The 19449-nt window shown below is 68.6% G+C and carries 19 protein-coding genes; 14 read left to right on the top strand and 5 right to left on the bottom strand.

Annotated elements, in window-relative coordinates:
* Positions 1-17: 17 nt before the first annotated feature.
* Positions 18-617 carry a LysE family translocator gene (locus QWY76_RS12565; protein WP_290311590.1) on the bottom strand — a complete coding sequence of 200 codons (600 nt, stop codon included), beginning with the start codon at positions 615-617 and terminating at the stop codon, positions 18-20.
* 98 nt (positions 618-715) lie between these two features.
* Between QWY76_RS12565 and QWY76_RS12560 the strand changes: the two genes are divergently transcribed.
* The 5 genes from QWY76_RS12560 to QWY76_RS12540 all read left to right on the top strand — a co-directional run bounded on the left by QWY76_RS12560 (position 716) and on the right by QWY76_RS12540 (position 7530).
* Positions 716-2110: an aminotransferase-like domain-containing protein gene (locus QWY76_RS12560; protein WP_290311589.1), complete on the top strand. Its 1395-nt coding sequence runs from the start codon at positions 716-718 to the stop codon at positions 2108-2110.
* A gap of 225 nt (positions 2111-2335) precedes the next feature.
* A complete protein-coding gene (locus QWY76_RS12555) occupies positions 2336-3544 on the top strand; it encodes an ammonium transporter (RefSeq protein ID WP_290311588.1) in 1209 nt (402 codons plus the stop codon).
* Positions 3545-3709: 165 nt separating this feature from the next.
* A complete protein-coding gene (locus QWY76_RS12550; protein ID WP_290311587.1) occupies positions 3710-5458 on the top strand; it encodes a chloride channel protein in 1749 nt (582 codons plus the stop codon).
* The gene (locus QWY76_RS12545) at positions 5445-6563 is read left to right on the top strand and encodes an extracellular solute-binding protein (protein ID WP_435388982.1); all 1119 of its coding nucleotides are present in this window, start codon (positions 5445-5447) and stop codon (positions 6561-6563) included. The genes QWY76_RS12550 and QWY76_RS12545 overlap by 14 nt, the downstream gene beginning before the upstream one ends.
* A gap of 16 nt (positions 6564-6579) precedes the next feature.
* Positions 6580-7530: a threonine ammonia-lyase gene (locus QWY76_RS12540; RefSeq protein ID WP_290311584.1), complete on the top strand. Its 951-nt coding sequence runs from the start codon at positions 6580-6582 to the stop codon at positions 7528-7530.
* A gap of 86 nt (positions 7531-7616) precedes the next feature.
* Here the strand turns inward: QWY76_RS12540 and QWY76_RS12535 are convergent, their stop codons facing one another.
* Positions 7617-8144, bottom strand: coding sequence for a MarR family winged helix-turn-helix transcriptional regulator (locus QWY76_RS12535; RefSeq protein WP_290311582.1), 528 nt, complete (start codon positions 8142-8144; stop codon positions 7617-7619).
* A 522-nt stretch (positions 8145-8666) separates the two neighbouring features.
* Between QWY76_RS12535 and hmgA the strand changes: the two genes are divergently transcribed.
* The 3 genes from hmgA (at position 8667) to maiA (ending at position 11722) form a co-directional block, all read left to right on the top strand.
* Positions 8667-9977: a homogentisate 1,2-dioxygenase gene (gene hmgA / locus QWY76_RS12530; RefSeq protein WP_290311580.1), complete on the top strand. Its 1311-nt coding sequence runs from the start codon at positions 8667-8669 to the stop codon at positions 9975-9977.
* 61 nt (positions 9978-10038) lie between these two features.
* Complete coding sequence (locus tag QWY76_RS12525; RefSeq protein WP_290311577.1) at positions 10039-11058, top strand: fumarylacetoacetate hydrolase family protein; 1020 nt, start codon at positions 10039-10041, stop codon at positions 11056-11058.
* Between the two features lie 19 nt (positions 11059-11077).
* Positions 11078-11722: a maleylacetoacetate isomerase gene (gene maiA / locus QWY76_RS12520; protein WP_290311575.1), complete on the top strand. Its 645-nt coding sequence runs from the start codon at positions 11078-11080 to the stop codon at positions 11720-11722.
* A gap of 103 nt (positions 11723-11825) precedes the next feature.
* Here maiA and QWY76_RS12515 read toward each other — a convergent pair whose 3' ends face one another.
* The 3 genes from QWY76_RS12515 to QWY76_RS12505 all read right to left on the bottom strand — a co-directional run bounded on the left by QWY76_RS12515 (position 11826) and on the right by QWY76_RS12505 (position 14169).
* The gene (locus tag QWY76_RS12515) at positions 11826-12635 is read right to left on the bottom strand and encodes a DODA-type extradiol aromatic ring-opening family dioxygenase (protein ID WP_290311574.1); all 810 of its coding nucleotides are present in this window, start codon (positions 12633-12635) and stop codon (positions 11826-11828) included.
* 22 nt (positions 12636-12657) lie between these two features.
* Positions 12658-13605 carry a glutathione S-transferase family protein gene (locus tag QWY76_RS12510; RefSeq protein WP_290311573.1) on the bottom strand — a complete coding sequence of 316 codons (948 nt, stop codon included), beginning with the start codon at positions 13603-13605 and terminating at the stop codon, positions 12658-12660.
* A gap of 81 nt (positions 13606-13686) precedes the next feature.
* Positions 13687-14169, bottom strand: a complete 483-nt coding sequence (locus QWY76_RS12505; RefSeq protein WP_290311572.1) for a DoxX family protein — start codon at positions 14167-14169, stop codon at positions 13687-13689.
* A gap of 164 nt (positions 14170-14333) precedes the next feature.
* Between QWY76_RS12505 and QWY76_RS12500 the strand changes: the two genes are divergently transcribed.
* From QWY76_RS12500 to QWY76_RS12475, 6 genes are all read left to right on the top strand, one after another.
* Positions 14334-15242: a LysR family transcriptional regulator gene (locus QWY76_RS12500; protein WP_290311571.1), complete on the top strand. Its 909-nt coding sequence runs from the start codon at positions 14334-14336 to the stop codon at positions 15240-15242.
* Positions 15243-15850: 608 nt separating this feature from the next.
* Positions 15851-16255, top strand: a complete 405-nt coding sequence (locus tag QWY76_RS12495) for a cupin domain-containing protein (protein ID WP_290311570.1) — start codon at positions 15851-15853, stop codon at positions 16253-16255.
* Positions 16252-16857, top strand: coding sequence for a glutathione transferase GstA (gstA, locus tag QWY76_RS12490; protein ID WP_290311569.1), 606 nt, complete (start codon positions 16252-16254; stop codon positions 16855-16857). The genes QWY76_RS12495 and gstA overlap by 4 nt, the downstream gene beginning before the upstream one ends.
* Before the next feature lie 143 nt (positions 16858-17000).
* Entirely contained in the window at positions 17001-17420 is a 420-nt protein-coding gene (locus QWY76_RS12485; RefSeq protein ID WP_290311568.1) for a secondary thiamine-phosphate synthase enzyme YjbQ, read from the top strand.
* A 397-nt stretch (positions 17421-17817) separates the two neighbouring features.
* Entirely contained in the window at positions 17818-18906 is a 1089-nt protein-coding gene (locus QWY76_RS12480) for a hypothetical protein (RefSeq protein ID WP_290311567.1), read from the top strand.
* Positions 18907-18958: 52 nt separating this feature from the next.
* Positions 18959-19393 (top strand): DUF411 domain-containing protein, encoded by a 435-nt coding sequence (locus tag QWY76_RS12475; RefSeq protein WP_290311565.1) that lies wholly within the window; start codon positions 18959-18961, stop codon positions 19391-19393.
* Positions 19394-19449 lie beyond the last annotated feature (56 nt).

Genomic DNA, 19449 nt, shown 5'->3' with positions numbered 1-19449 from the left:
CTTCGACGCGCCTGGCGTCAGCCGAGGATGAAGATCACGCAGGCCGCGGTCAGCGCGCCCATGGTGCCGTTGAACACCCGCCAGGAGCGCGGGCCCTTCAGCCAGCGGCCGATGGCCATGCCGAAGCCCGCCCACAGCGAGATGCAGGGCAACGCCACCAGCTCGGCGAAACCGGCCAGCACCAGGGCGTTGACGAAGGTGTTGCCCTTCTCGGGCAGGAAGCTCGCCATCAGCGTCAGCCCCATCACCCAGGCCTTGGGGTTGGCGAACTGGAAGGCCGCGGCCTGCCAGAAGCTCAGCGGGCGTCCCTCGGCGTTGCCGAACTCCGGCGGCGGCGCCGTGGCGATGCCCCAGGCCAGGTACAGCAGGTAGAGGCTGCCGACGATGCGCAGCAGGGTCTGCACGATGGGGAAACGCTCGAAGACGATGCCCAGGCCCAGCGCAATGGCCCCGAACAGCACGAAGCAGCCGCCCATGATGCCCAGCAGGTGCGGCAGGGTCCGGCGGAAGCCGTAGTTGGCCCCGGAGGCGGTGAGCATCACGTTGTTGGGACCGGGGGTGATGGTCATGGAGATCATGAAGAGGGACGCGGGTCCCAGGAACGCCAGGGTTTCCATGGTATTGTACCCATACAATTTCGGATTGATCGCTGGATAATGCGCGTCTTTCAGAGCATAATAGGTACAATAATGACGTCAAAGGTTTTATTGTCACCATGACAATCTGGACACCGACCCTCCCCGACGACGGCCCCCGCTATCGCCGCATCGCCGAGGCCCTGGCCGAGGCCATCACCAGCGGCGAGCTGGCCCCGGGCGAGAAGCTGCCGCCCCAGCGCCAGCTCGCCGACCGCCTGGGCGTCACCGTGGGCACCGTCACCCGGGCCTACGCCGAGGCCCACCGCCAGGCCTGGGTGGAATCCCGCGTCGGCAGCGGCACCTATGTGCGCCGCCCGGCCGGCGAGGCGCCCACCACCTTCCGCGCCGGCCAGCCGGTGGCGGATGGGGTCATCGACATGGGCATGAGCCTGCCGCCGCCCCACCCGCTGCGGCCCCAGGGCCTGCAGCGGGCGCTGCGCACCATCGCCGAGGACCCCGTGGCCCTGCAGGCCGCCACCGACTACCAGCCGGAGGCCGGCAGCGAGACCCAGCGGGCGCGGATCGCCGCCTGGCAGGGCGGCCTCGGACTGCCCGAGGCGCCCGAGCGGCTGGTGATCACCCAGGGCGGCCAGCATGGCATCCACCTGGCGCTGCAGGTGCTCGCCCAGCCGGGCGACCTGGTGGCCGCCGACGCCCTCACCTACCCCGGCTTCGTCTGCGCCGCCCAGCAGGCTCACCTGCGCCTGGCGGCGGTGCCGATGGACGAGGACGGCATGGACGTCGAGGCCCTGGCCCGGCTCTGCGCCCGCCAGGCGCCCCGTGTGCTCTACGTCACCCCGGACCTCAACAACCCCACCGGTGTGCGTCTCTCCGACGAGCGTCGCGAGCGCCTGGCGGCGCTGGCCCGGGAACATGACATCTGGCTGGTCGAGGACGCGGTGCAATACCTGCCCGCCAGTGACCGCGGTGTCGCCCTGAGCACCCTGGCCCCGGAGCGCACCCTGCATATCTTCAGCACCTCCAAGATCCTGGCCGGCGGGCTGCGCATCGGCAGCCTCACGGTGCCGGATCCCCTGCTCGAGCGCCTGGGCGCGGCCATCCGCTCGCAGAGCTGGATGGTGCCGCCGCTGATGGTGGAGGCCGCCTGTCGCTGGATGGAGGACCCCGCCAGCCATGAGCTGCTGGAGTGGCAGACACGCGAGATCGCCGCCCGCCAGGCCCTGGCCCAGGAGCGGCTGGCGGCCTATGCCCCCCAGGGCCGGACGAATTCCTCCATCCTCTGGCTGCCCCTGCCCGCCGGCCGGCGCAGCAGCGAGGCCCAGGCGCTGCTCGCCCAGCGCGGGGTCAAGGTCTCCACCCCCGAACCCTTCTGCGTGGGCAGCGAAGCGGCCCCCCAGGCCCTGCGGCTATGTCTGGGCCCGCCGGCCAGCCGCGAGGCTGTCGAGCGGGCGCTCGGCATCGTGCGCGAGACCCTGGACGCACCGCCCTCCTCGCCCTGGCAGACCCTCTGAGGGTCTGCCCACGAAGCGTGCATGGCGGCGCCGACTGGCACCACGACGGTGCGGCGACGCCGCCGTCTTCCCACCCACCCGCCTTCCATGTCCCTGTGATCTCATGACTTTCCGAGGCAACTGACTGTCGGTCGGCCTGATGCGCCAGGATGGAACGGAGCTTGCATCAATTTGGTGCCTAATCGCTTCATTCACGACTTTCATGCATCAGGAGAGATCATTCCCGTGGATATCACGAGTGCCGTCGAGACCCTGACCCAGAGCGCCAACACGCTGTTCATCCTGATCGGCGCCATCATGGTGCTGGCCATGCACGCCGGCTTTGCCTTCCTCGAGGTGGGCACGGTGCGCCACAAGAACCAGGTCAACGCCCTGGTCAAGATCATCACCGACTTCGCCGTCTCCGCGCTGGTCTACTTCTTCGTCGGCTACACCATCGCCTACGACACCCACTTCCTGCAGGGCGCCGGCGAGCTCACCGCCGGCAACGGCTATGCACTGGTGAAGTTCTTCTTCCTGATGACCTTCGCCGCGGCGATCCCGGCCATCGTCTCCGGGGGCATCGCCGAACGTGCCCGCTTCTACCCGATGCTGATCGCCGCGGGGCTGATCGTCGGGGTGGTCTATCCCTTCTTCGAGGGCATCGTGTGGAACGGCAACTACGGCCTGCAGGGCTGGCTGGCCGCGAGCTTCGGCGCCGGCTTCCACGACTTCGCCGGCTCGGTGGTGGTGCACGCCTTCGGCGGCTGGGTGGCCCTGGTGGCCCTGCTGCTGCTGGGGGCCCGCCACGGCCGCTACCGCAACGGCAAGGTGGTGGCCTTCGCCCCGTCCAATATCCCCTTCCTGTCGCTGGGCGCCTGGATCCTGACCATCGGCTGGTTCGGCTTCAACGTGATGTCCGCCCAGACCCTGGACAGCATCAGCGGCCTGGTCGCGGTCAACAGCCTGATGGCCATGGTCGGCGGCATCCTGGTGTCGATGGTGATGGGCCGCAAGGACCCGGGCTTCATCCACAACGGCCCGCTGGCCGGGCTGGTGGCCGTGTGCGCCGGCTCGGACCTGATGCATCCCATCGGTGCACTGGTCACCGGCGGCGTGGCCGGGGCGATCTTCGTGGTGCTCTTCGAGTGGGCCCAGGAGCGCATCGAGCGCCTCGACGACGTGCTGGGGGTCTGGCCGCTGCACGGCGTGTGCGGCCTGTGGGGCGGCATCGCCGCGGGCATCTTCGGCCAGGCGAGCCTGGGCGGCCTCGGCGGGGTCAGCCTGATGGCCCAGCTGGTCGGGTCGCTGGCCGGCGTGGCGGTCGCCGTGGTCGGCGGCCTGGTCGTCTACGGCCTGGTGGCCAGGGTCTCCGGCCTGCGCCTGACCCAGGAGGAGGAGTTCAACGGCGCCGACCTCAGCATCCACCGCATCGGCGCCACCTCGCTGGACTGATCCCGCCCGCGGGGCAATTCGTGCCCGGCCATTAACCTGGCAATCCAATGGGTCGTCCTGACCCATTGGATTATCGCCCGCGCCGGCCTGGCGGCGGTCGGCGGCACTCCCCGTGCCGCTATTCTTGCAGGCGCCCCCCGCCGCACCTACACCTTGAACATGGACATGCCACAGGCAGGGGAGCGCGCGGTGCAGGGTCCGGGGGGCGTCATACGCTTCCTGGGCCTGGTGCTGCTGGGTGCCGTCATCGGCGGCCTGGCGGCGCTGGCGGCCGTGGGCTTCGTGGCCGCCGTGCTGTGGCTCAACGACCTGCTGCTGATCTCCCCCCGCGGGCGCATGATGTTCGCCCGTCCCGAACTGCTGGCCCTGGCCACCGTGCTGGTGCCGGCGCTGGGCGGCCTGGTGGTCGGCCAGCTGCACCGCGCCATTCCCGAGCGCCGCCCCCATACCCCCGCCGACGTGATCGCCGCGGTCCAGACCCGGCGCGGCCGGCTGCCTGCCCGGGCCGGCGTGCTCTCGGCGCTCTCCGGCCTGGTCTCCCTGGGGGCCGGGGCCTCGGTGGGCCAGTACGGCCCGCTGGTGCACATGGGCGCGAGCCTCGGCTCGACGGCGGCGCGGCTGCTGCGCCTGGGCCGCTCGGAGGACAACATCACCATCGCCTGTGGCGTCGCGGCGGCCATCGCCACGGCCTTCAACGCGCCCCTGGCGGGGATCGTCTTCGCCCACGAGGTGGTGCTGCGCCACTATGCCCTGCGCGCCTTCGCCCCGGTGGCCGCCGCGACCCTGGTCGGGCACGTGATCGCCACCAATGTGCTGGCCCGCGGGGCCCTGTTCCACGTCGCCGAACCCGCCCTGCCCCGGCCCTGGGAGTTCGCCGCCTTCCTCGCCATCGGCGGCCTCGGCGCGCTGGTGGCCGGCGCCTACATGCGCAGCATCCTGGCGGTGGGCCGCCTCGCCGGGCGGCTGCCCCTGGCGCCCCCGCTGCGCCCGGCGCTGGCCGGCGCCATGCTCGGCGTGGCCGCGCTGTGGGTTCCCGACATCCTGGGCATGGGCCAGGAGACCCTGCGCTTCGCCACCATCGCCGGGGCCTTCGGTGGCCTCGAGCTGGGCGTGGTGCTGGTGCTCAAGCTCGCGGCCACGGCGCTGTGCCTGGGGATGGGCTTCGGTGGCGGGGTGTTCAGCCCGGCGCTGGTGATCGGCACCCTGTTCGGCGCCCTGTGCGGCACCCTGGTGGCCGCGGCCGGCGGCGCCCAGGACACCTTCGTGTTCTACGCCATCTGCGGCATGGTGGCGGTGACCGCGCCGGTGATCGGCGCCCCCCTGACCAGCCTGCTGATCGTCTTCGAGCTCACCGGCAGCTACACCCTGACCACCGCGGCCCTGGCCAGCGTGACCCTGGCGAGCCCCATCGCCGCCCAGCTGTTCGGCCGCTCGCTGTTCGACATCCAGCTCGCCGGACGCGGGCTCGACCTCTCCTCGGGGCGCAGCCGCGCCGTGCTCGAGGACGCCCGGCTCGAACAGCTGATGAGCCAGGAGGGCGTGACCCTGCGCCCCGACGCCAGCGTGGCCGAGGCCGTGGCGCGGCTCGGCCGGGCCGGCCACGGCGAGGCCTACCTGGTCGACGCCGAGGGCCGCTACCGGGGCAGCGTGACCCTGGCCGACCTGGAGGTGATCCGCGAGCAGGGCGAGGACACGCGCACCGTGGACGACTGCCCGCAGACGCCACGCCCGGTGCTCGGCCCGCAGACCTCGGTGTGGACGGCGATGCGCCACCTGCAGGAGATGACCGGCGAGGCCATCGCCGTGGTGGATGACGACGACACCTTCCTCGGCGTGGTCTTCGAGGCGAGCATCGCCCGGGCCTTCCTGCGCTACAGCGACGAGCTGCGGCGGGAGGAACATGGTGCCGGCTAGGCGCCTGACCCGGGCCTGCGCCCTGGCGCTGGGGCTGTGGGTGGCCTGGCCGGCCGGCGCCGCGCCCGAGGGCATCACCGTGCTGAGCTGGGGCGGTGCCTACGAGCGCGCCCAGAGCCGCGCGCTCTTCGCCCCCTTCACCGCCGCCACCGGCACCCCGGTCAGCGTGGCCCGCTACGACGGCGGGCTCGCCGACCTGCGCCGCGCCGTGGCCGCGGGCGAGGTGCCCTGGGACGTGATGGACATGACCCGCAGCGAGGCCATGGCGGCCTGCCGCGAGGGGCTGCTCGCGCCGCTGTCGCCGTCGCTGGCCGAGCCGGCACCGGATGGCACTCCCGCCGAGCGCGACTTCATCGACGAGGCCTTCGGCCCCTGCAGCATCACCCACTCGGTGTTCGCCACCGTGGTGGCCTATCGCCGCGACGCCTTCCCCGGCCAGCGTCCCACGCGGATCGCCGATCTCTTCGACCAGCGGCGCTTCCCCGGCCCGCGGGCCCTGCAGCGCACCCCCTCGGTCAACCTGGAATGGGCCCTGCTGTCCTACGACGTGCCCCGCGAGGAGCTCTACCGGCTGCTCAGCACCCGCCGCGGCCTGTCGCTGGCCCTGGAGCGCCTGGCCGGCCTCGAGGAGCTGCGCTGGTGGGAGGCCGGCAGCACCCCGCCCCAGCTGCTGGCCGAGGGCGAGGTGGTGATGGCCTCGGGCTACAACGGCCGCTTCTTCGATGCCATGGTCAACCGCGACGTGCCCATCGACATCCTCTGGGACGGCCAGGTCCAGGAGCACGAGGTGTGGGCGATCCCGCGCCGGGCACCGCATCCCGAGGCGGCCCGGGCCTTCATCCGCTTCGCCACCGGCACCGAGCGACAGGCGGCGCTGAGCCGCTATATTCCCTACGGCCCCTCGCGGCACAGCGCCGCCCTGCGCATCACCACCCACGCGGACAGCGGCATCGACATGCGCCTGCATATCCCCACCCACCCGCTCAACGCCGAGCGGTCGGTGACCAAGGACGAGGACTGGTACGCTCACACCCGGGAGCGCATCGGCGACTACTTCCGCGCGGCGCTCTTCCCCGACGCCGACGAGACGCCGTCCGTCGACTGACCGTCAAGGAGAGCCCATGCTCGACATCGCCACCCTCCGCGAGGCCCGGGCACGCCTGGGCGACACCCTGCCCGTCACCCCCCTGGTGCCGGACCACGGCCTCTCCGAGCGCCTCGGCCGGCGGGTCTGGCTCAAGGCCGAGTCGCTGCAGCGAACCGGCTCCTTCAAGGCCCGCGGGGCGCTGAACTGGCTGCTCACCGCGAGCCGCGACGAGCTGGCCGGCGGCCTGGGGGCGGTCTCGGCCGGCAACCATGCCCTGGGGCTGGCCTGGGCCGCCCGCCAGGCCGGGGTAGCGGTGACCATCGTCATGCCCGAGAACGCCAGCGCCTTCAAGGTCTCCGGCAGCCGCGAACTGGGCGCCGAGGTGATCCTCCACGGCGACATCAACGCCGCCTGGGCGCTCATGCATCGGCTGGTGGACGAGCGCGGCCTGACTCTGGTGCACCCCTACGACGACGAGCGCATCATCGCCGGCCAGGGCAGCGTCGGCCTGGAGCTGCTCGACCAGGCGCCCGAGGCCAGTGCCGTGCTCTGCCCCATCGGTGGCGGCGGGCTGATCTCGGGCATCGGCGTGGCCACTGCGGCCCTGCGGCCGTCGCTGCGCCTCATCGGGGTGGAACCGCTCGGCGCGGCCAGCATGGCCCATGCCTGGGCCGAGGGCGGCCCGGCCCGGCTCGACCGGGTCGAGACCGCCGCCAAGAGCCTTGCCGCGGCCATCGTCGGCGAGCATACCTACCCGCTGTGCCGGGCCCAGGTGGTGGCCCTGGCCCAGGTCAGCGAGGCCGACCTCGAGCGCGCCATGCATCACCTGCTCTACGGCGCCAAGCTGATGGTCGAGCCCGGCGCCGCCGTGGGTGTCGCCGCCCTGCTGGCCCGGCACGGGCCCGACCTGCCGCCGGACGGCGACCTGGTGGTGGTGATCACCGGCGCCAACCTCGGCCCCGACGAGCTGCGCGACTATACGTGACTGCTCCTCGCCCGAGGGGGCGAGGATTCAGCGGATTATTGCTGAACGGCAGGCACGCGGGAGCCAGCGGAGGCCAATGCGATGCACTAGCCCTGGCCGATCCGCTCCAGCTGCCGCTCGAGCTTGCCCATGGCATTGAACAGGTCGCGATACTCGCCAACGCTCAGGGTGGCCACCAGTTCGGCCTCCCAGGCCTGGGCCTCGGGGACCAGGCTCGCGAGCAGTTCCTCGCCCGCCGGGGTCAGGTGCAGGTCATGGACGCGCTGGTCGTGGACCGACGGCTCCCGATAGATCAGGCCGCGATCCTCCAGCGCCTGAACGGCGCGGGAGACCCGCGCCTTGTCCATGTTGGTATAGGTGCAGATCTTCTTCGCCGTCAGCTCGTCGCAGTGACTGAGCCAGGCCAGCACACGCCACTGGGCGACATTGATGTCGTAGCGCTCGGCGTACATGCGCTCCAGCTCGTCGCTGATGCGATCGGCCAGCCGGTTGAGCCGATAGGGCAGGAACTGGGACAGATCCAGTTCCGCACGGGGAAGGGAGCCGGGTCCGGCATCCCTGCCCGCGCCGGCGGAGGCCCCAGGCTCACCGCTTGATCGCTCGTCCACCTCCATGGGCCCTCCTCGTAAAGTCGTGACGGCAGGAAGGGTACGACAGCGGGCAAGGCAGCACCAGCCAGCCTGCGCGACCCCACTATCTCGGCCCTTGACCAGTCTCATCTTCAACTAAAACATCGACAATCGCGCATAAGACTTAAGTCTTATATTTACGTAACTGTTTGTTTTTTATCTGTTGTCATGCCCACTTGCGGCACTGCCAGGCATGATAGGCGCCGACCTTCTGGACAAATGGTTTCATAAGAAACTATATTACCGCCAGAAGGCCACGCCGACCGGAAAGGCCCACGGCCCCAGTCGCCCACGGTCAGAGACATCGCCTTAAGCTTTGTCTGAAAAGTCGACGAGCGATGGCCAAACAAGGCAAAAATCGGAGAAAAGACGGAGTTCACGCGGTGTAAATGAGTACTTTGATCCGATTTTTAACGCCGGATGGGCGAGCGCAGGCAGTTTTCAGACAAAGCGTAGCCCGTCTGGCCAGGCCAACAAGAACAGCGCCGATTTCGAGAGGATTCCGAGATGATCACCGATACCCTTGAGTATCAAAGCGGTTTTCGCAATCACTTCGCCAGCGAGGCGTTACCCGATGCCTTGCCCAAGGGTCAGAACTCTCCCCAGCGCTGTGCCTATGGCCTCTATGCGGAACAGCTGACCGGCTCGGCCTTCACCTCGCCGCGCCCGCAGAACCTGCGCAGCTGGCTGTACCGCATTCGTCCCTCGGTGGTGCAGGGCGCCTATCAGCCGCTGGACAACCGGCGCGTCGTGACCGCGCCGCTGGCCGAGCCGGCCGCCGATCCCAACCAGATGCGCTGGGACCCGGCCCCGCTGCCCGAGTCGCCCACCGACTTCGTCGATGGCCTGCTGACTATCGCCGTCAACGGTGACGCCGGCGCCCAGTCGGGCTGCGGCGTGCATGTCTATGCCTTCAACCAGGACATGACCGAGCGCTTCTTCTACAACGCGGACGGGGAGCTGCTGATCGTGCCCCAGCTCGGCACGCTGCGGCTGCGCACCGAGCTCGGCGAGCTGGACGTGGCCAATGGCGAGATCGCGGTCATCCCCCGCGGCATCAAGTTCCAGGTGCGTCGCGCCGACGGCGTGGAGGCCGCCCGGGGCTATGTCTGCGAGAACTACGGCAGCCCCCTGGAACTGCCGGGCCTCGGCCCCATCGGCGCCAACGGCCTGGCCAACCCCCGGGACTTCCAGAGTCCGGTCGCGGCCTACGAGGACCGACAGGGGGACTTCACCCTGGTGGCCAAGTTCTCCGGACGCTTCTGGCAGACCCGCCTGGACCATTCCCCGCTGGACGTGGTCGCCTGGCATGGCAACTACGCGCCCTACAAGTACGACCTGGCCAACTTCAACACCATCAACACCGTGAGCTTCGACCACCCGGACCCGTCGATCTTCACGGTGCTGACCTCGGCCTCCGACACCCCGGGCATGGCCAACCTGGACTTCGTGATCTTCCCGCCGCGCTGGATGGTGGCCGAGAACACCTTCCGTCCGCCCTGGTTCCACCGCAACCTGATGAGCGAGTTCATGGGCCTGGTCCACGGCGAGTACGATGCCAAGGCCGAGGGCTTCGTGCCGGGGGGCGCCAGCCTGCACAACTGCATGTCGCCCCATGGGCCGGATGCCGAGACCTTCGAGAAGGCCTCCGCCGCCGAGCTCGAGCCGGAGTACCAGGGCAACACCCTGGCCTTCATGTTCGAGAGCCGCTATGTCTTTCATCCGACCGGCGCCGCCCTCGACGCCGATTTCCGCCAGCGCGACTACGTCGATGTCTGGTCGACGCTGCGCTCGCACTTCGACCCGACCCAGCCCTGAAACGTTGACACCCGGACGGGGCCGCCAAGGCCTCGCTCCCTGACGAAAGGATCAACAGACGATGAAACTCGCTACCCTCAAGACCGGTCGTGACGGAGAACTGATCGTGGTCTCCCGCGACCTCAGCCGCGCGGTTCGCGCCACCGAGATCGCCCTCACCCTGCAGCACGCCATCGAGAACTGGGACCAGCTCAGCCCGCAGCTCGAGGCCCTCTACACCCGGCTCAACGAGGGCCAGGCCGAGGGCGCCTTCGCCCTCGACATGGCGAGCCTGCACTCGCCGCTGCCGCGCACCTACCATTGGGCCGACGGCTCGGCCTACCTCAATCATGTGCAGCTGGTGCGCCAGGCGCGCAATGCCGAGATGCCGGAGACCTTCTGGACCGATCCGCTGATGTACCAGGGCGGCGGCGACAAGTTCCTGGCGCCCCAGGAAGATATCGAGGCCGTCAGCGAGGCGCACGGCATCGACTTTGAGGGCGAGATCGCGGTGATCACCGATGACGTGCCCATGGCCGTCGCCCCGGAGCAGGCCGCCGAGCACATCAAGCTGGTCATGCTGGTCAACGACGTCAGCCTGCGCGGCCTGATCCCGGGCGAGCTGGCCAAGGGCTTCGGCTTCTTCCAGGCCAAGCCGGCCTCCGCCTTCTCGCCGATCTGCGTGACCCCGGACGAGCTGGGCGACGCCTGGCAGGACGGCAAGGTCCACCTGCCGCTGACCGTGCACCTCAACGGCGAGAAGTTCGGCGAGCCGGAGGCGGGCCCCGACATGATCTTCAGCTTCCCGCAGCTGGTGGCCCATGCGGCCAGGACCCGCTACCTGGGCGCCGGCGCCATCATCGGCTCCGGCACGGTCTCCAATCCCGACGCCGATGGCGGCCCCGGCAAGCCGGTGGCCGACGGCGGGGTGGGCTACAGCTGCCTGGCCGAGGTGCGCATGGTGGAAACGATCCTCCACGGCGAGGCGAAGACGCCCTTCATGCGCTTCGGCGATCGCGTGCGCATCGAGATGTTCGACCGCCAGGGCCAGAGCATCTTCGGCGCCATCGACCAGCAGGTCGTGCAGTACGACTCCAAGTGACAGCTCCGGAGAGGCAACCATGACGACGCTGTATGGCTACTTCCGCTCGTCGGCCGCCTACCGGGTGCGCATCGCGCTGAACCTCAAGGGCCTGGCCTATGACCAGGCCCCGGTCAACCTGGTCAAGGGCGAGCAGCGCGGCGACGACTTCCGGGCCCGCAATCCCCAGGGCCTGGTCCCGGTGCTCGAGACCGACGAGGGCCAGCGCCTGACCCAGTCGCTGGCGATCTGCGAATACCTGGAGGAGCGCCATCCCGAGCCCGCCCTGCTGCCGGCGGACCCCGCCGGGCGGGCCCGGGTCCGGGCGCTCACCCAGCTGGTGGCCTGCGAGATCCATCCCCTCGACAACCTGCGCGTGCTCAAGTACCTGGTCCACGAGCTCGGGGTCGACGACGCGGCCAAGCTGGCCTGGTACCGCCACTGGATCCACGAGGGCTTCGCCGCCCTGGAGGCCATGCTGACCCGGGAGGCCGGCACCGGCGAGTTCTGCCACGGCGACACGCCGAGCCTGGCGGACCTCTGCCTGGTACCCCAGTTCTTCAATGCCGAGCGCTTCGACTGCGACCTCTCGGCCTACCCGACGATACGACGGATCGTCGCCAGCTGCCGGGCGCTGCCCGCCTTTGCCCAGGCCGCACCGGGCGAGCAGCCGGACGCCGGCTAGGCGTCACCCCGCGTGCCGACCGCAGCGGGCACGTCTTCCCTTCCCCGGGAAGCATGCCCGCCTGCTTGCTGCTGGCATGGGAGGTCGTCGACGCCCCCCGTGCTCACGCGGTCACCCGCCAGTGGAACATCCCCGATGTCTTCCCGAGGATCGTGGCCGCCATATGTGTCTCGCTGGGCCTTCCCGCCAGCCCGTAGCAGACATGCAGCGGCAGCAGATGCTCCTCGCGGGGATGGCAGAAGCGGGCCTGGGGAGCGCGGTCCCAGTGGATCAGACGCTCGGCTCGCTCCGCTTCCTCGATCCGCTCGTCGCAGCAGGTCTGCTCCAGCCAGTCCTCGAAGGCCTGGTTGCGGGCCTGAACGTCCGGGGTGTTGGGCGCGAAGAAGGCGCGCATGTTGTGGAAGGAGAAACCGGACCCGATCACCAGCAGGCCGTCGACGTCCAGCGCCTGCAGCGCCCGGCCGATGGCCAGGTGCGTCGCCGCATCCAGGCTGTTGACCAGCGACAGCTGCACGCAGGGAATGTCCGCCGCCGGGTACATCAGCTTGAGGGGGACGAACAGCCCATGGTCGAAGCCCCGCTGGTCATCGAGACGTGCATCAAACCCGGCCTGCTCCAGTGCCTGGTGCACCCGCCGCGCCAGCGCCGGCTCGCCGGGGCAGGGATACTCGATCTCGTAGGACTCGGGCGGAAAGCCATGGTAGTCGTAGAGGAGCCCCGGGTTGGCCCCGGCGGTGATGGTCGGCACCGCCTCCTCCCAGTGGGCGCTGATGACGAGGATGGCGGAGGGCTTGCGCAGCTGGCCCGCGATCTCGGTGAGCCGCTCCACCATTTCACGGTGGTCCGGATCGCCCAGCAGCGGCATCGGCCCACCGCCATGGGAGATGAAGAGAACATCGGTCGTGCTGGTCATGGCTGTCGCTCCTCGGTTCACGTCAGATCTCGCCGGGCCCGGCCGGCACGATCCCGGTGGGGTTCAGCGCCTTGATGGAGTAATACCCCGCCTTGATATGGTCGAGGCGCACGGTATCGGCGATACCGTCGAGGGCCAGGATCCGGTGCATGAAGGCGTGCAGGCCCGGCATGGCCCGCAGCGTGTTGCGGTTGCACTTGAACAGGCCATGGTAGGCGGCATCGAAGCGCACCAGGGTCACGAACAGGCGCAGGTCGGTTTCCGTCAGGCGATCGCCGAACAGGTAGGCGCGCCCATCGGCCAGCCGGGATTCCAGCTCGTCCAGCGCGGCAAACACCTTCCCGTATGCCTCATCGTAGGCCTGCTGGCTGGAGGCGAAGCCGGCCTGATACACCCCGTTGTTCAGGTCCGTGTAGAGATAGGCGTTCAGGGCATCGATCTCGGCGGCCAGGTCGTCCGGGTAGAGGTCCGGTCCCTGGTCTTCGATGCCGGCGAAGGCACCGTTCAGCATCCGCAGGATATCGGCCGACTCGTTGTTGACGATGGTCCCGGTCTGCTTGTCCCAGAGCACCGGCACCGTGGCGCGACCGGAGATCTGCGGATCGGCACGGGTGTATAGCTCATGCATGTAGCGCGCGCCGTTGAGCGTGTCCTCGTCGGCCCCGGGGTAGCCGCCGAACTGCCAGCCCTGATCGGTCAGCCGGGGATCGACGACCGTGACGTCGATCACCTCCTGCAGCCCCTTCAGCGCGCGGACCATCAGCGTTCGCGAGGCCCAGGGACAGATATAGGCGACGTAGAGCCGATACCGCCCCTTCTCCGCCTTGAAGCCCCCAACACCGGTGGGACCCGGCGTCCCATCCGGCGTGATCCAGTGGCGAAACGACGAGCTCTGGCGAATGAAGCGCCCCTGCTCATCCTTCGCCTGCACCGGCTGCCAGTTCTCCTGCCAGACACCCTGTACCAGCATGATCCTGCTCTCCTGTGGTAGGGGCACGCCCCCTAGAGGGGGCGTGCCTGTCAGTCACTCCCGGCGGCATGATGCGCCCGCTTACTTGCCCGGGACCGCACTCTGGCCGCCCACGGCCGTCCCGAGACGCTCGAGCAGCAGGTTATCCAGCGCGAAGCGTCCAGCGCCCTGAATCGCCAGGGCCAGCGTGACCGCGAACAGGCTCAGGGCGTACTCGTAGCCGTTGTTGGCCATGAACAGGCCATTGCCGATATGCACGGCGAAGATGGCCACCAGCATCGTGAAGGCCGACACCAGCGCCGCCGGACGGGTCAGCAGGCCCAGCACCAGCGCCAGCCCGCCGAAGAACTCGGCGCCACCGGCCAGCAGCGCCATCAGGTAGCCCGGCCCCAGGCCGATGCTCGCCAGCCACTGCCCGGTGCCTTCCAGGCCGTAGCCACCGAACCAGCCAAAGAGCTTCTGCGCGCCGTGGGCGGCCAGGATCAGCCCCACCGGGACCCGCAGGACCAGAGCGGCAACACCGCCGCGGGAGCTGAAGAGGGTCTGGGCGAATTGCGTGTTCATGAGGGTCACCTCGCATCTTGATCTGTTGGTGTGTCCCTGGAGCCCCGCCCCAGGCGATGGGCTTACTCTACTATCACCAAACAGGAAGACTAAGATGGCGAGTATTGCTTAATTATCAACCATGCGTTGATAATCTGGAGAGGCCACCCCCACTGGAGTCACCGATGGACCGTATCGATGCCATGCGCGCCTTCATCACCGTCGTGGCCGAAGGCGGCTTCACCCGCGCCGCCGAGCGTCTGGAGATGTCCCCCCAGCTGGTCAGCAAGTACGTGTCCCAGCTCGAGCAACATCTGGGGGTGCGCCTGCTCAACCGCACCACGCGCAAGATCCACCTGACCGAAGCGGGCACCCGCTATCACCAGCGCGCCCAGCAGGTGCTCACGGACATCGACGACATGGAGCACCAGCTCGGCGACCTGCAAACCCAGGCCCAGGGGCTGCTGCGGATCAGTGCCCCGGTGTCCTTCGCCACCCACCACCTGGCACCGCTGCTGAGCGACTTCCAGCGCGCCCACCCCGCCGTCGGCATCGACCTGCAGCTGAACGACCGCAAGGTCGACATCGTCGAGGAGGGCTTCGATATCGCGCTGCGCATCGGCCACCTGAAGAGCTCCTCGCTGATCGCCAAGCGGATCGCGCCGGTACGCCTGGTGATGTGCGCCTCGCCCGGGTACCTGAAGCGGCACGGCACGCCCCGCCATCCGGAAGACCTCAAGACGCATTGCTACCTGCGCTACAGCTACATGGAGCAGGAGGCCGGCGAGTCGGTCGTCAGGTGGCTGCCGGGCCGTGACCAGCACCCCGGCGGCGATCTGATCAGCAACAACGGCGACGTGCTGGTCGCGGCGGCCATCGCCGGTGCCGGCATCGCCCTGCAGCCCACCTTCATCTCGGGCGCCGCGATCAAGGCAGGAAAACTGCGGATCATCCTGGCGGAGCACGAACCCGAACCGATGTCACTCTACGCGGTGTACGCCCATCGCCAGTTGCTGGCGAGCAAGGTGCGATGCTTTGTCGACTTCCTGGACGGCTATTTCGGCACCTCCCCCTACTGGGACGACTTTGCCTAGCGGGAGAGGCCACGCTCGCGGCGCTTTCCCCCAGCATGGCTTGACCGCCGGGCGCGACGCCGACAAGCCAGGACCCGACGCAGGAAGCGCCGTGGGCGGGAGCCGTCGTTCCAGCATCGGCCCGGCGCAGGCCTTCGGAGAGGGCCCGCACCCCGAACCTGGTCGCGCAGTCTACGGTCGCGTCGCGGCCCCTCTTGTGCCCGTAGACCGACGACATGTTGATGAGAGCCACCTGGCGTTCCATGTCGGTTGGCCGACTATCGTGTCGACGCTGCCGGTCGCCCAGGACGTCTGCGAATCGCGGGCCACGTGAAGCATCCGGCGACACCTGGGAATCCGAAGGGCTTCGCGCTCCCTGCGTCACTCGCCGCGCCTTCACGAAGCTTGCCCCTACGGGCCTACAATCAGATGGGATGCGTCCGCCAGGAAGCACGCTGAACACCGTCAATGACCGAGTGCCACGGCGTGCGGCGGCAGATCGCTCTTTATATTCGGGATAGCGTAGAGGGTGAGGCCATCGCGCGTCAGATCTCGCGACGGGGCGGGATGTCTCTCGTCCCCGCCACAGGCGTCCGGGTGTGACCAGCGTCGAACACGGAGCCAACCATATGAAATATGTCCAGATATGCACCGGGAACGACGGCGATTCCTATCTCGCCGACCACACCTGGCCGCTCGTCGACGGCGATTTCACCCCGCCCTCGCCTGCGGGGTACAGCGTTACCGATACCATGGCAGCGACCGGCGTCTTGATGATGCATCACCCTGCCAGCTATCGGGACGAATGGCATTGCGCTCCCGCGCGGGTGCTTGGCAGCGTTCTGACCGGGTCCGTTCGCATCCAGACGAGCAACGGTGATGCCCGCGTGCTGTCACCCGGCGACCAGTTTGTCGCAGCGGACCTGAGCGGCAAGGGGCACAAGATGGAGGAAGTGAATGGCGGGGCCTACGACCTTGCGTTGGTCGTTCTTGATGATCTTCCCGACATGCTATCCGGCGGAGAGGCGAAATGAAGCTCTATTACATGCCCGGCGCCTGCTCGCTGGCGCCCCATATCGCCCTGCGCGAAGCCGGCCAGCCATTCAGCCTGGTCGAAGTCGACTATCAGACCAGACGGACGGCAGCCGATCAGGACTATCTCGAGATCAACCCCAAGGGCTATGTTCCGGCGCTGGTGCTGGAGGATGGCGAGCTGTTGACCGAAGTTCCGGTGATCCTGCAATTCGTGGATGGCCAGGCGCCCGACGCCGGCCTATTGCCCGCATCCGGCATGCCGCGGTTGAGGGCACTGGAATGGTTGAATTTCACGGCGACCGAGATTCACAAGAGCTTCAGCCCGCTCTTCCGGCCGACGACCCCAACGGCATTCCTGAAACCGGGCCGAGAGCATCTGTCACGGCGGCTGGCCGTGATCGAGCATCACCTGAACGAGCACAGGTACCTGCTGGGGAGCGACTTCTCGCTGGCGGATGCCTACTTGTTCACCGTTTGCCGCTGGCTGGGGGATCAGGACCTGTCCGTCGCAAACTGGCCGGCATTGCAACGGCATTTCGACGATATCCGGTCGCGGCCGGCTGTCCGCGATGCCTTGGCCCGAGAGGGGCTGACGGAGTGATCCCCTCGGGAGTGCATCGCGCTTGCTAGTGCATCCGGTGCCGGTACAGCCAGCCGGCCACTGCGTACCAGAATGGCTCGCCCGGCTTGAAAAGGGCTGGAGACTTTCAAGATTGTGGTTCCATCAAGCAGCAGGACGTCACCATGTGGATACAGAAGGAAATCAATCTAAAGCCCCGCTCACGCGGATTCCATTTGATCACGGAGGAGATCGAGCGCGGCATCGGCCATCTCGGCCATATCCAGACCGGCCTGCTGAGTGTGTTCATCAAGCACACCTCGGCATCACTCACCATCAATGAAAATGCCGACCCCACGGTACGTGCCGATTTCGAGAGCTTCTTCAACCGTGTGGTGCCGGAGGACGAGCCGTATTACCAGCACACCTTCGAGGGGAGTGACGACCTGCCGGCACATCTGAAGAGCAGCATCCTGGGCCCGAGCGTTCAGATCCCCATCACCGACGGACGCCTCAATATGGGCACCTGGCAAGGGATCTACCTGTGCGAGCATCGCGACCACGGCGGTAGCCGGCGCCTCGTGATGACCGTCCATGGAGAGTGACAGACGTCCATGTCGCGTTCCTTCCCACCGTGTGGCGCCCCGGCCGACCCGTGTGGCGGCGCGCCTGCCGGGTACCCAGTTCTCTGGCGGTGCGCGGCGGCCGGCTGACGCTTCGCTCCCGGCAGGGCCTCGGGCTCGGCGAACACCACGACAGGGAGGGTGCTCGCCGCCCCCGCGACCAGGTGCGAATCATGAAAAATCCATGCATAACAACAACCTATACCCTGCACACAGGTTTACTTCCCGCCTCGAGATTGATACAAGTCAAAGGGCCACTTCCGCGACTAGGCTAGCCTTGAAGCCACGCGGGTTCCGGCCAGCTTGCACAGGCGGACCGTGGGACACTCACCGATCGATGCAGACCCAAGCGGGCCTCGGGCTCGTCAGGAGACACACCATGCAACGTCCCAGCTTTCCCCTCGCCCTGGGCACGGCCCTGGCCCTCGCGGTGCTCGCCAGCCCGGCCGCCATGGGGCATGGCGGTGCGCATATGGACCCCGATGACCAGGGCATGGGTCCCGGCATGATGGGCGGCTATCCTGGCCAGGGCATGGGCCCCGGCATGACGGGCGGCTATCCCGGCCAGGGCATGGGCCCCGGCATGATGGGCGACTATCCTGGCCAGGGCATGGGTCCCGGCATGATGGGCGGCTATCCTGGCCAGGGCATGGGTCCCGGCATGATGGGCGGCTATCCTGGCCAGGGCATGGGCCCCGGCATGACGGGCGACTATCCTGGCCAGGGCATGGGTCCCGGCATGATGGGCGACTACCCCGGCCAGGGCATGGGTCCCGGCATGATGGGCGGCTATCCTGGCCAGGGCATGGGCCCCGGCATGATGGGCGACTATCCTGGCCAGGGCATGGGCCCCGGCATGATGGGCGGCTATCCTGGCCAGGGCATGGGCCCCGGCATGATGGGCGGCTACCATGGCCAGGGCATGGGCTCCGGCATGATGGGCGGCTATCCCGGCCAAGGCAGGGGCCCCGGCATGATGGGCGGCTACCCTGGCCAGGGCATGGGCCCCGGCATGATGGGCGGCTACCCTGGCCAGGGCATGGGCCCCGGCATGATGGGCGGCTATCCTGGCCAGGGCAGGGGCCCCGGCATGATGGGCGGCTACCATGGCCAGGGCATGGGCCCCGGCATGATGGGCGGCTATCCTGGCCAGGGCATGGGGCCCGGCTTCTGGACCCTGCTTTCGCCGGAACAGCACCAGCAGGCCCGGCAGCTGATGGCGGAACACCAGGCCGCGCAATATGAGCGTCGCGGCGAGATGATGCGGCTCCATCAGTCCCTGATGACGGAACTCCATGCCGAGGACGCGCCGGATGCCGATGCCCTCGCGGAGACCCAGACCCGCCTGGCCGAGCTGCAGCGCGAGATGTGGCTCGAACGTCGCGCCCTGCACGATGACCTGCTGGCTCTCCTCGACGAGCAGCAGCGCCAGCGACTCACCCCCGGGGACAAAGCCTCCCCCGAATGACCTGCGATCCCGGCCGGCGCTCCCGCCGGCCATTCATCACCGGAGACCCACGATGAAAGCCAGCCTGGTTCCCCTGCTGACCACCGGCCTGCTGCTCACCGGCGGCATCGCCCACGCCGATGCCCTCGAGGCGCGGCTCTACAAGAATCCCTCCTGCGGCTGTTGCACGGCCTATGCCCGCCAGATGGAGGAGCGGGGCTTCGATGTGGAGGTCATCGACACCCAGGACATCGGCAGCGTGAAGCAGGCCGCCGGCGTCCCCTACGGAGAAGGCGCCTGCCACACCATCGAGCTCGAGGGCTATGTGATCGAGGGCCATGTGCCCTTCGCCGCCATCGATCGCCTGCTGCAGGAACGCCCCGACATCGACGGCATCGGCCTGGCCGGCATGCCCACGGGGACCCCGGGCATGCCCGGCCCCAAGCAGTCCCCCTATGAGGTCAAGCAGTTCATCGACCGTGAGGCCTCGCCCTGGATGACGATCTGATCGCATCCGTGGCCAGCCGCGCTATGCTGGAAGGTGTGGAGTCCTACATGCCAAGC

The organism is Halomonas maura, assembly GCF_030409305.1.
Classification (GTDB): Bacteria; Pseudomonadota; Gammaproteobacteria; order Pseudomonadales; family Halomonadaceae; genus Halomonas; species Halomonas maura.
The sequence above is the reverse complement of the archived record's forward strand: the minus strand, read 5'-3'. Positions and strand labels throughout refer to the sequence as shown.

What these genes read in the sequence shown, in the direction of transcription:
- QWY76_RS12560 (WP_290311589.1), top strand. Translation starts at nt 716, where the DNA reads ATGACAATCTGGACACCGACCCTCCCCGACGACGGCCCCCGCTATCGC.
- QWY76_RS12485 (WP_290311568.1), top strand. Translation starts at nt 17,001, where the DNA reads ATGTGGATACAGAAGGAAATCAATCTAAAGCCCCGCTCACGCGGATTC.
- QWY76_RS12545 (WP_435388982.1), top strand. Translation starts at nt 5,445, where the DNA reads ATGGTGCCGGCTAGGCGCCTGACCCGGGCCTGCGCCCTGGCGCTGGGG.
- QWY76_RS12475 (WP_290311565.1), top strand. Translation starts at nt 18,959, where the DNA reads ATGAAAGCCAGCCTGGTTCCCCTGCTGACCACCGGCCTGCTGCTCACC.
- QWY76_RS12550 (WP_290311587.1), top strand. Translation starts at nt 3,710, where the DNA reads ATGCCACAGGCAGGGGAGCGCGCGGTGCAGGGTCCGGGGGGCGTCATA.
- QWY76_RS12510 (WP_290311573.1), bottom strand. Translation starts at nt 13,605, where the DNA reads ATGCTGGTACAGGGTGTCTGGCAGGAGAACTGGCAGCCGGTGCAGGCG.
- maiA (WP_290311575.1), top strand. Translation starts at nt 11,078, where the DNA reads ATGACGACGCTGTATGGCTACTTCCGCTCGTCGGCCGCCTACCGGGTG.
- QWY76_RS12540 (WP_290311584.1), top strand. Translation starts at nt 6,580, where the DNA reads ATGCTCGACATCGCCACCCTCCGCGAGGCCCGGGCACGCCTGGGCGAC.
- QWY76_RS12480 (WP_290311567.1), top strand. Translation starts at nt 17,818, where the DNA reads ATGCAACGTCCCAGCTTTCCCCTCGCCCTGGGCACGGCCCTGGCCCTC.
- QWY76_RS12515 (WP_290311574.1), bottom strand. Translation starts at nt 12,635, where the DNA reads ATGACCAGCACGACCGATGTTCTCTTCATCTCCCATGGCGGTGGGCCG.
- QWY76_RS12565 (WP_290311590.1), bottom strand. Translation starts at nt 617, where the DNA reads ATGGAAACCCTGGCGTTCCTGGGACCCGCGTCCCTCTTCATGATCTCC.
- QWY76_RS12535 (WP_290311582.1), bottom strand. Translation starts at nt 8,144, where the DNA reads ATGGAGGTGGACGAGCGATCAAGCGGTGAGCCTGGGGCCTCCGCCGGC.
- QWY76_RS12525 (WP_290311577.1), top strand. Translation starts at nt 10,039, where the DNA reads ATGAAACTCGCTACCCTCAAGACCGGTCGTGACGGAGAACTGATCGTG.
- QWY76_RS12505 (WP_290311572.1), bottom strand. Translation starts at nt 14,169, where the DNA reads ATGAACACGCAATTCGCCCAGACCCTCTTCAGCTCCCGCGGCGGTGTT.
- gstA (WP_290311569.1), top strand. Translation starts at nt 16,252, where the DNA reads ATGAAGCTCTATTACATGCCCGGCGCCTGCTCGCTGGCGCCCCATATC.
- hmgA (WP_290311580.1), top strand. Translation starts at nt 8,667, where the DNA reads ATGATCACCGATACCCTTGAGTATCAAAGCGGTTTTCGCAATCACTTC.
- QWY76_RS12500 (WP_290311571.1), top strand. Translation starts at nt 14,334, where the DNA reads ATGGACCGTATCGATGCCATGCGCGCCTTCATCACCGTCGTGGCCGAA.
- QWY76_RS12495 (WP_290311570.1), top strand. Translation starts at nt 15,851, where the DNA reads ATGAAATATGTCCAGATATGCACCGGGAACGACGGCGATTCCTATCTC.